This window comes from Caulobacter sp. GW822-FHT01G02 (genome assembly GCF_058802865.1).
On sequence record NZ_JBXAON010000001.1, the window covers coordinates 1,182,584 to 1,191,024 of the forward strand.

The 8,441-nt window shown below is 67.9% G+C and carries 9 protein-coding genes; 6 read left to right on the forward strand and 3 right to left on the reverse strand.

Going from position 1 to position 8,441, the window contains the following annotated elements:
* Positions 1-2: 2 nt before the first annotated feature.
* From AC1RNC_RS05495 to AC1RNC_RS05505, 3 genes are all read right to left on the reverse strand, one after another.
* Positions 3-3,056 carry a TonB-dependent receptor gene (locus AC1RNC_RS05495; RefSeq protein WP_492884329.1) on the reverse strand — a complete coding sequence of 1,018 codons (3,054 nt, stop codon included), beginning with the start codon at positions 3,054-3,056 and terminating at the stop codon, positions 3-5.
* Positions 3,057-3,172: 116 nt separating this feature from the next.
* The gene (locus tag AC1RNC_RS05500; protein WP_492884330.1) at positions 3,173-4,165 is read right to left on the reverse strand and encodes a FecR family protein; all 993 of its coding nucleotides are present in this window, start codon (positions 4,163-4,165) and stop codon (positions 3,173-3,175) included.
* The gene (locus tag AC1RNC_RS05505) at positions 4,162-4,683 is read right to left on the reverse strand and encodes an RNA polymerase sigma factor (protein WP_492884331.1); all 522 of its coding nucleotides are present in this window, start codon (positions 4,681-4,683) and stop codon (positions 4,162-4,164) included. Before AC1RNC_RS05505 ends, AC1RNC_RS05500 begins: the two co-directional genes overlap by 4 nt.
* Positions 4,684-4,834: 151 nt before the next feature.
* Here AC1RNC_RS05505 and AC1RNC_RS05510 point away from each other — a divergent pair, with 151 nt between their 5' ends.
* The 6 genes from AC1RNC_RS05510 to AC1RNC_RS05535 all read left to right on the forward strand — a co-directional run bounded on the left by AC1RNC_RS05510 (position 4,835) and on the right by AC1RNC_RS05535 (position 8,296).
* Positions 4,835-5,179 (forward strand): helix-turn-helix domain-containing protein, encoded by a 345-nt coding sequence (locus AC1RNC_RS05510; RefSeq protein ID WP_492884333.1) that lies wholly within the window; start codon positions 4,835-4,837, stop codon positions 5,177-5,179.
* 168 nt (positions 5,180-5,347) lie between these two features.
* Positions 5,348-6,100, forward strand: coding sequence for a DNA -binding domain-containing protein (locus AC1RNC_RS05515; protein ID WP_492884335.1), 753 nt, complete (start codon positions 5,348-5,350; stop codon positions 6,098-6,100).
* A gap of 109 nt (positions 6,101-6,209) precedes the next feature.
* Complete coding sequence (locus tag AC1RNC_RS05520) at positions 6,210-6,512, forward strand: helix-turn-helix transcriptional regulator (protein ID WP_492884337.1); 303 nt, start codon at positions 6,210-6,212, stop codon at positions 6,510-6,512.
* Positions 6,509-6,967, forward strand: coding sequence for a DUF2840 domain-containing protein (locus AC1RNC_RS05525; protein WP_492884339.1), 459 nt, complete (start codon positions 6,509-6,511; stop codon positions 6,965-6,967). Before AC1RNC_RS05520 ends, AC1RNC_RS05525 begins: the two co-directional genes overlap by 4 nt.
* A gap of 41 nt (positions 6,968-7,008) precedes the next feature.
* Positions 7,009-7,470 (forward strand): S26 family signal peptidase, encoded by a 462-nt coding sequence (locus AC1RNC_RS05530; protein ID WP_492884341.1) that lies wholly within the window; start codon positions 7,009-7,011, stop codon positions 7,468-7,470.
* 1 nt (position 7,471) lies between these two features.
* Entirely contained in the window at positions 7,472-8,296 is an 825-nt protein-coding gene (locus AC1RNC_RS05535; protein WP_492884343.1) for a lytic transglycosylase domain-containing protein, read from the forward strand.
* The last annotated feature ends 145 nt before the right edge of the window (positions 8,297-8,441 follow it).

Sequence of the window (8,441 nt, forward strand, 5' to 3'; positions counted from 1 at the left end):
GCCTACCAGGCCTTGGTCAGTTGCAGCGCGACGACGCGGCCGGCCGGATCATAGTTGGCCGGGTCATAGCCGACCCCGACCGGGGAGTCGTAGAACGGCGGATCGCGGTCGAAGAGGTTCTGGACGCTGAGCGCCACCGCCAAGCCCTTGAAGGGACCGCTCCGGGCCCGCGCCGCGTACTGGATCTCCAGATCGGCGGTCGTCTGGGCGGCGATGCGACCACCACCGACCGTGGCGAGGTCGCCGGTGTGGTTGAGGCTTCCGGTGAGGCTGTAGGGGCCATGGGTCCAGGTGGCCGACACCCGGGCCCGCAGGTCGGCGGGGTTTTCAGCCGTCCCAGCCAGTTCGACGCTCTGGGCGGCGGCCGTGATCTTGCGCTTGTAGGTCAGCAGCCATGAGAGATTGGCCGAAATCACCACGGGATCGTTGGCCACGCGCAGGCCGTAGGTTCCCGATAGGTCCAGGCCCCGGACCTGAAAATCGCCGGTGTTGACGTAGCGGGCATCGGCGATGGCGAGATAAGCCTCCGGCGCGTAGAGCCCGGCGACCGTGCTTGAAGCCTGCTTGAGCAGGTCCTTCACCAGCGCCAGGTCCGCCGGGTTCGTGGTCGGGCTGATGAACTGGCGAAACGGCGCCAGGTCCGGCGCGGTCAGCACCGTGGAGAGGTTGTTGATCGCCGGCTGGCCGATGCGGCCCTTGAAGGCGGTGTCCCACAGGGTGGCGTTCAGGCGGATATCCGGATTGGCCGCGGGCGCGTACTCCAGGCCCGTTGTCCACGACTTGGCGGTCTCCGGCTGCAGATCGGGGTTCCCGCCATAGCGCAGCAGGGTCAGGACCGTGCCAGACCCGACGCTGATGTTGACGGGCGTGACGCGCTGGGCGTCGGTCAATTCGCCCAGAGACGGCGCGCGGAAGGACTCTCCGTAGGTGGCCTTGAGGCTCCAGTCCCGTACCGGCGACCAGACCAGGCCGAGCTTGGGCACGGTGCTCGTGGCGCCGCCTTCGTAATGCTCCCGGCGGACGGCCAGCGACAGGTCCAGCCGCTCCAGGCCCAGTCGCCGGTTGTCGGGTCCAAACAGCGGCGCACGCGCCTCGGCGAAGACGGCGCCGACCTTGCGATCACCGTAGCGGGAAAAGTTGGCGACCGGCGCGAGGCCCGAGGCGAACGACAGGCCGATGGTCTTGAGGTGCTCCTCGCGCACCTGGGCGCCGACCGCCAGCCGGACCTGTCCGGCCGGCAGGCGCAAGAGGGCGCCGTCGGCGGTCATGCTGGCCGTGTCCAGGCGACCGACCGTACGCCGCGTCTCCCAGCCGGAGGTCACGAAGTCCAGGACCGTCTGGTTGTTGCGGCCCGTGCCGATGAAGGGGTTGAAGTAGCCGTCGCGGGCGGCGCTGAAGGACGTCGCCGGGTTGTCGGGGGTGTTGCCCAGCGCCTCGTTCAGAAAGGTCGAGTTGAGCATCGTCGTGGAGCGGCTGATGCCGATCTCCTCGGCGTGCTGGACATAGGCGTCCAGCCGCCAGTCGCCCGGCAGACGCACCTTGGCGCCCAGCGACAGCCCCCGGCTCTGGACGCTGCCGGCCGTCTTGAGGCCCGTCGTTTCGTTGAGGAACGAGTAGGCCAGATAGTGTGACGCCGAGCCGTTTGGCGAGACGAAGTAGGGGTTGTTACGGCCCACCGTCAGCGTCGTCTGCGGCGCGACCGAGTAGTCGGTGTAGCGCCGATCGCTGTAGCGTGCGTCCGCCGTCAAGGTGACGCGCGAGCCCACGTCCTGGGTGGCGGCGACGTAGAGGCTGCCGCGCTCCTGGGTGGGCAGCAGGCTCATGGGTTTGCGCCAGTTGGCCAGATTGCGCTGGCCGGGCAGGAAGTCGCTGGGCTTGAGGTTGGTGCCGTCCTGACCGGCTGGGATCGCATAGATCGGCACGAGCGAGAACGTCACCGGATCGATCCCCAGGACCGTGGCCGGCTGGCTGTAATAGAGCCGGTGGTCCGTGCCGCCGAGGCTCCGCAGATCAGCGTCGGCTGTGTAGGCGCGGCGGGAGGCCATGAGCATGTCGCGCCTCTGGTATTCGCCGCTGAGCAGGATCGAGCCGCTGCCCCAGCCGTGCCCGAAGGTCTGGGCCAGCTGCTTTTGGCCAAGATCGCCGCGGGTCGAACCGCCGATCCGCGCTCGGGTCTCGGCGCCGTCGTAGCGGTCGCGCATGACGATGTTGACCACGCCCCCGACCGCGTCCGACCCGTAGAGCGCCGAGGCCCCATCGAGCAGCACCTCGATTTTCGCCACGGCGGCAAGCGGAATGGAGGAGATGTCGGCGAAGTCGCCCATCAGGCCGGCGCCCGCCATCCGGCGCCCGTTGATCAGCACCAGAGTCGCGTCCGCGCCCAGGCCTCGCAGATTGACGGCGGTCGCCCGGTTGGCGTTAGTGGTGGTGGGGTCCGATCCGGTGGTGCTGGCGTCGTCGCTGGTTGTGCCGCCAAACGCCTGCGGAAGGTTGCTCAGGGCGTCGGCGACGGTGGCGTAGCCGGCCCGGTCGATCTCAGCGCGGTCAACGACCAGAACCGGCGCAGCCCCGTCCTTGACCCCGCGAATATGGGAGCCGACCACGATCTCGGAGAGCTCGGTGACGGCCTCGGACGGCGCGGCGTCGCGCGCGCTTGTCGAAGGCCTGAGTGGCGCTGTGGCGGTGCTGGTCCGATCGCTGATCGGCACGGCCGGACGCGGCACGGTGGACACAGGCTGGCGAGCGGCCTGCAGGATCAGCACGCCGCGGCCGGCCTGCCGCGCCTCGATCCCGGTGCCGGCCAGAAGCTGCTCCAGCGCCTGCCGGGCGCTATAGCGGCCTTCCAGCGCCGGCGCGCGGCGGCCGGCCACCAGGTCGCCTGAGAAAAGGATCCGGACCTGGGTCTGGCTGGCCAGGCTGAGGATCGCCGCATCGAGCGGGCCCGCGCTGACTTTCACCGGCGCGCGGGTCTCTGCCGGGTCGGCCGCCCAAGCCGGCCCCGCCGCCAGCATCGCCATCGCCGCGCCGCCAAGCAGCAGTTCCTGGAACCTATCCATTCTCATCCCCCAGGCTGACGGGCGCCGTCTTGGCGAGGCGCTCTTGCCGTCAGCGGTGGAGGGGGGACGCGCAACAGGGGGGGCTCGGGTAGTTGGCTCGTGAAAAAATTATGACGTCACGTCGGAGCGGCCTTGGCGCTCAGCGCGATGTCGCCGTTCTCCAGGGGCGTCGCCTTCAAGCCGAACAGCATGGTGGCGGCCGACACGAACTCGGCCACGTCGCCGGCCTGGAAGGCGCCATTGACGACCTGGCCTCGCGGCGCGGAGTCCTCCAGGACGATCTTGGTCTTGCTGTAGCGGTTCAACTCCTCGACCGTTTCGGCCAAGGTCGCGCCATGGAAGGTGAGGGTCCCGGTGCGCCAGCTGGTGGCCGCCGCGACGTCGACCGTGATTGGGGTTGGCGCGCCCGACGCGCCGCCGAGCACGAGCCCCTGGCCCGGGGCGAGCGTCCAGCTGTCCTTCCCCGCCTGCCGTCCGGTGACGGCGACCCGGCCCTGGGCGAGCACGACCCGGACTTCTTCCCCCGTGCGCCGCACATCGAACTGAGTGCCAACCGCGCGCACGTCGGCGAGGCCAGCGGCGACCACGAACGGACGCGCGGTGTCATGCGCGACTTCGAAGTAGGCCTGACCGCGCACCAGCTCCACGCGGCGCAACCCGCCTGAGAACCGCACCCGTAGCTTGCTGTCGGTGTTGAGCCGGACCTGGGTCCCATCGTCCAGCCGAAGGCTGGAGATCTCGCCGATCCGAGTGCTGTACGTTTCGTCGGTGAACGGCTTGAGCACGACGATGGCCGCCCCGATCGTCCCGGCCAGGGCCAGGCCCGCGCTCCAGACGCGCCAATCGGCGGCCACGGCGCGGCGCGGGCGTTCAGGCGAGCGCGCCAGCGCGTCTTTCGCCGCCGCGCGCAGGGCCGGGTCGTCGCGAAGGTCCCGCACGGCCCGGCTGATGTCTTCGATCTCGTTGTATGCAGCCAGATTGGCCGGGTCGCGGCTCCAGCGCTGGAAGCGCGTCAGCTCCTCGGTCTCGATCGGCGTGCGGCTCAGGCGCGCGAACCAGTCGGCGGCCTCGAGGTCGCGCTGCTCGGTTTCTGGCGTGTTGGCGATCATGACGAGGCGTTCGTCTCTCGCAATGCCCGCCGTGTCAGTGCCAGCGCTTCGCGCATGCGATGGTGAACCGTCGTCACCGGAATGTTCCTGAGCTTTGCGACATCGGCATAGGACAGGCCCTCGATGTGGGTCAGGACAAAAACATCGCGCAACTTAGACGGCAGGGCCAGCACGATTCGAGAAAGGTTCGTCTGGACCTCCTGCTGGGCATGCTCGGCAGCGCCATCGATCACCCGAGCGGACTCGTCCGGGCCGATCTCGCGGCGGCGACTGCGGTACCAGTCGCGCGCAAGGTTGTCGGCGATTTCCATGAGAAACGCCTTGGGGTGGCGGATCTTGCCGGCGACCTCGTACGGCGCGGCGCGCAGGTAGGTGTCTTGCGCCAGATCGTCAGCGAGCGCCGCGCCATAGCGGACGCGAAGCTTGTTGCGCAGCCAGCGGTCGTGACGCCGGCAGAGTCGTTCGAGCGCCGCGTTGACTTCCGCCAAACTCGGCGTTGGGGGTAGCGAACCGTCCACGGAAATTTCCAACCAGAGATTGCCCCACAGAATCCCGCAGTTGATACGACGTGTGAAGGGGTAAAATGCGGAAATACGATGTACTGCGTCCTCAGCACAGGGGGTGGTCCGGCTGACATTCCAGACTTGTAAGTCTGGGGTTTCTCGATTCATGTCGACACTGCGCCGTCAGATTGGAGCGATGGTTCGTCACCACCGCGAGCTGGCGGGTCTCACGCAAGCTGAGCTTGGCGACAGGGTCGGGAAGGCGCTTGAGTCCATCGGACGGATTGAGCGCGGCGAGATTACGCCGAGCTTGAAGACGTTGGAGGAGTTGGCGGCGGCATTGAAGGTGGACGTCCGCGACTTCTTCGGCGCGGGCGAGTTTGCAGTCAGGGGAAGAAAGGGTGATCCGCTCATTCGGATCTTGGACAAGCTGTCCGTTCTGGACGCTGACGACCTCGACTGGATGGACAGAATGATCGCGCTTGCTTTGAGCAGGAAGTTGCGCCGCTAGTCCTGCGTAAATTGACGCGGGGATCGCGCATTCATCGCACGGCGACTTACGCGTCGTCGGCGATCCAATGCGCAAAAAGCCACGACATCGGGACTTGCAGCAGCTCTTCCATGTCGGAAGCAATGGCCAAGCTGTGCGCTTTGGTGGCGCTTCTGGCGCCATGGCGTCATGGCCGCGCTCGCGTCTTCGACGGGATCGAGACAGCCGCACGGCGGAAGCGCTGATGGCGGCTGGCGCGCCTACACCAACCTCGTGGTACCGCAGTTCGCGTGGGAATTCCTTCGCCGTAATCCGATCTACCGGCGGGAGTTTGCCGTCGGCGCCGCGCGCGGATCCGCTGCGATCGATACGCGCTGGGGGCTGAGGTTTCCTGCGGATCCAGACGTTGGTTCTGGTGAGGCCGACGTGTTCTGGCGGCCCGAGATCGCACCTGGGATCGTTGTTCCGCTGACGCCCAATCCTATGCCGTGCGGATCGATCGTCCTGAAATTGCCACCAGGCCGGTCGCGCGCCGCTGAGGAAGGACTGCACATTCGCCTGACGGCGGGCCTTCAAGTACTGCTGCGCGGGCTCGAGGATGCGTCCGGGCCGATGGCGGTACTGCTTGCCTACGACGCTGACTACGGCCTGCGGGTGCGCGCCGCCGAGGCGCTGGATCGCGCCACGAAGGGGCGCCCACCAATCGCGTCCCGGCTCACCGTCGTGCAGCGCATGCGCCTGGCGCGGTGCCTCGTCGCGCTTGATGGGCGCCTTCGCGGCGACAGTTACCGGACGATCGCTGCGGCGTTGTTCGGCGAAGCCCTCGTCGCCGAGGAGGCGTGGCGCACCGCTTCATTGCGCGCCACGACCATCAGGCTGGCCCATGCCGGCCGAACGCTAATGGAGGGCGGCTATCTCAAGCTCCTCCGTGGGGGGCTCTAGGAGGTGACGAAAATAGAGGGGGCGGTCTTCGTCATCCCCCGCATCGCCGTTTGCCCGCCAGCCTATCCGAACGACGCCGGCCTTATCCGGGCGTCGCCGAGGGTACGCCATGACCAGCAACGGCGCCGCGGGACCGCCGCGACATCTGAGAACACCGGAGGCGGCGCGCTTCCTGGGTCTTTCCGACCGCACCTTGGAGAAGCATCGGTCGTACGGAACAGGTCCGATCTATCGCAAGATCGGCGGGCGCGTCGTTTACGCCCTGGCCGATCTGCAGGCTTGGTCCGAGCGTGCGGCGCGCACATCGACCAGCGATCCCAACGCCCAGGTCGTGTCGCCGGCCAAGCGGCATTCCGCAACAGCGCCCGCTTTCACGACGCCCGGCCCGCGTGATGATGGAGCCGGCCGATGAACACCCAGGTCGAATTGCTCTGGCTGGACGGCCAGATCGAACGGTGGATCCGGTTCGGACGCATTGCTTGTGAAAGGATCATTGATCGACGCCGACGCGTTGTCGAGTTCGCGCCAGGCGCCGTCTTCGCCTTCGTGCGCTGGCGCAGCGGCGAGTACGGAACGATCGAGTCCCGCATCGCGGTTCTGCGCGCGGTCAGGCCAGGCGAGGCCCTCACCACCTATCCCTTCGTCGCGCCGGGCGCGGAGATCCTGCTGAACATCAGTGGCTGGGTCAAAGTCCAGGCCGTGCTCGAAGCGATCGACGCCGTGGAGCAGGTGGGCGTGGCGGCCGTCACGGTAGCGCCGGACTATTGGCGGCATGTCGGCGCGCGCATCGCGGTCGGACTGGCGCCACGTCCTTACGTGCGGCAGCGCCATCGTGCATGGCTGCTGCGCCGGAGGCTGGCGCGATGAGCCGCCGAGCCAGGCTCCTAGCGGCGGCAGTCGTCGGTTGCGTGCTGACGATCGCGCCTGCGGTCATGCCATTGACCCGGCGTCTGATCTTCAACACCACCGCGAGTGTTCCGGTGGGGTTCTATTGGCTGGAGGAGCGCTGGCCCGGCGCAGGTGGTTTGGCGCTCGTGCGGCCACCGCCTCGCCTCGCGCGGTGGATGGCAGAGCGCCATTACCTGCCGCTCGACGTGCCGCTGATCAAGCACATCGCCGCGACCGAGGGGCAGGTGGTCTGTGTACAGCGCGACCAGGTGCGCATCGATGGAGCGGTGGTCGCGCAGGTGCTGCACCACGACAGGCTGGGCCGCCGGCTCGTCCCTGCGCCGCTGTGTCGGCGCCTGACGGCCGATGAGGTCTTCCTCCTTAACCCCGAGCGTCGAAGCCTCGATGGGCGCTACTTCGGACCACTGTCCCGCCGTTGCGTCGTTGGCCGCCTGACACCGCTTTGGACGTGGGCGCGCTGACATGGCTCACCCCGCTCATCTTTCCTGGTTCGGCCGGCCTTCAGAGTCTTTCCTCGTCCCGGCCGAGGACATGTCGGCGGTCGCGCGCAGGCGCGGTCAAGGGCGGCTGTCAGGCCGGCGCGCCTTGCGCGCTTCCCTTGACGGCGCCGAGCACGGCCGCACTCTTGTTCATACCGGGACCTGGGTGTGGCCTGGGCGATTTTCCGGCCAGCGAGTCCTTGTCGCGGTCTTGGCTCTCGCGCTGTGGGTAGTCGACCCTTCGCTCGGATATGGCGCGGCCTGGGCCGCAGAGCCCTTACCGGTGGCACGGTTCGTTGAAGAGGCGTCCGCACGATTTCAGCTGCCTCCGATCTGGCTCGATGCAGTCATTTCGGCCGAAAGCGGCGGGGACTACCGAGCGATCTCGCCCAAGGGCGCGATGGGTCTCATGCAGCTGATGCCGGGGACCTGGCGCGATCTTAGCGCACAGCACGGGCTTGGCGACGATCCGTTCGACCCGCGCGCCAACGTGCTGGCCGGGGCGGCTTACCTGCGCCAGCTGTTCGACCAGTTCGGTTACGAAGGCTTTCTGGCCGCCTATAATGCGGGGCCGACGCGCTACGCAGACGCGCGCGCCGGAAGGCGGCGGTTGCCACCGGAAACGATCGCCTATGTCGCCCGGGTGGAGCGGTCGATCGCGGCTGGCGAGACAAGAGCAGGGCCCAGCATGGGGCCGGCCAGGATCGACTGGCGGCGGTCGCCGCTGTTCGCGGCTCCGCCTTCCAACAGCGGCAGCACGTCGAACCTCGGTCTATTCGCACTCCCGGCGGGCGAGGTGTCGCCGTGATGTGCCGGACGCTTTGGAACATTACGGAGGGAGATGTTGGGCGCTGGGGTAGGGGCGTTTTCAAGCTCGTATGCGTCCGGCCGCTGCACGTCCGTCAGGTGTTGACGTGATTTCCGCTCTTCCAGGCCCAGGGCAGCAGCTCGTC

Coding starts and splice junctions, on each gene's coding strand:
- AC1RNC_RS05495 (WP_492884329.1), bottom strand. CDS start 3,056: ATGGATAGGTTCCAGGAACTGCTGCTTGGCGGCGCGGCGATGGCGATG.
- AC1RNC_RS05500 (WP_492884330.1), bottom strand. CDS start 4,165: ATGATCGCCAACACGCCAGAAACCGAGCAGCGCGACCTCGAGGCCGCC.
- AC1RNC_RS05510 (WP_492884333.1), top strand. CDS start 4,835: ATGTCGACACTGCGCCGTCAGATTGGAGCGATGGTTCGTCACCACCGC.
- AC1RNC_RS05515 (WP_492884335.1), top strand. CDS start 5,348: ATGGCCGCGCTCGCGTCTTCGACGGGATCGAGACAGCCGCACGGCGGA.
- AC1RNC_RS05520 (WP_492884337.1), top strand. CDS start 6,210: ATGACCAGCAACGGCGCCGCGGGACCGCCGCGACATCTGAGAACACCG.
- AC1RNC_RS05525 (WP_492884339.1), top strand. CDS start 6,509: ATGAACACCCAGGTCGAATTGCTCTGGCTGGACGGCCAGATCGAACGG.
- AC1RNC_RS05535 (WP_492884343.1), top strand. CDS start 7,472: ATGGCTCACCCCGCTCATCTTTCCTGGTTCGGCCGGCCTTCAGAGTCT.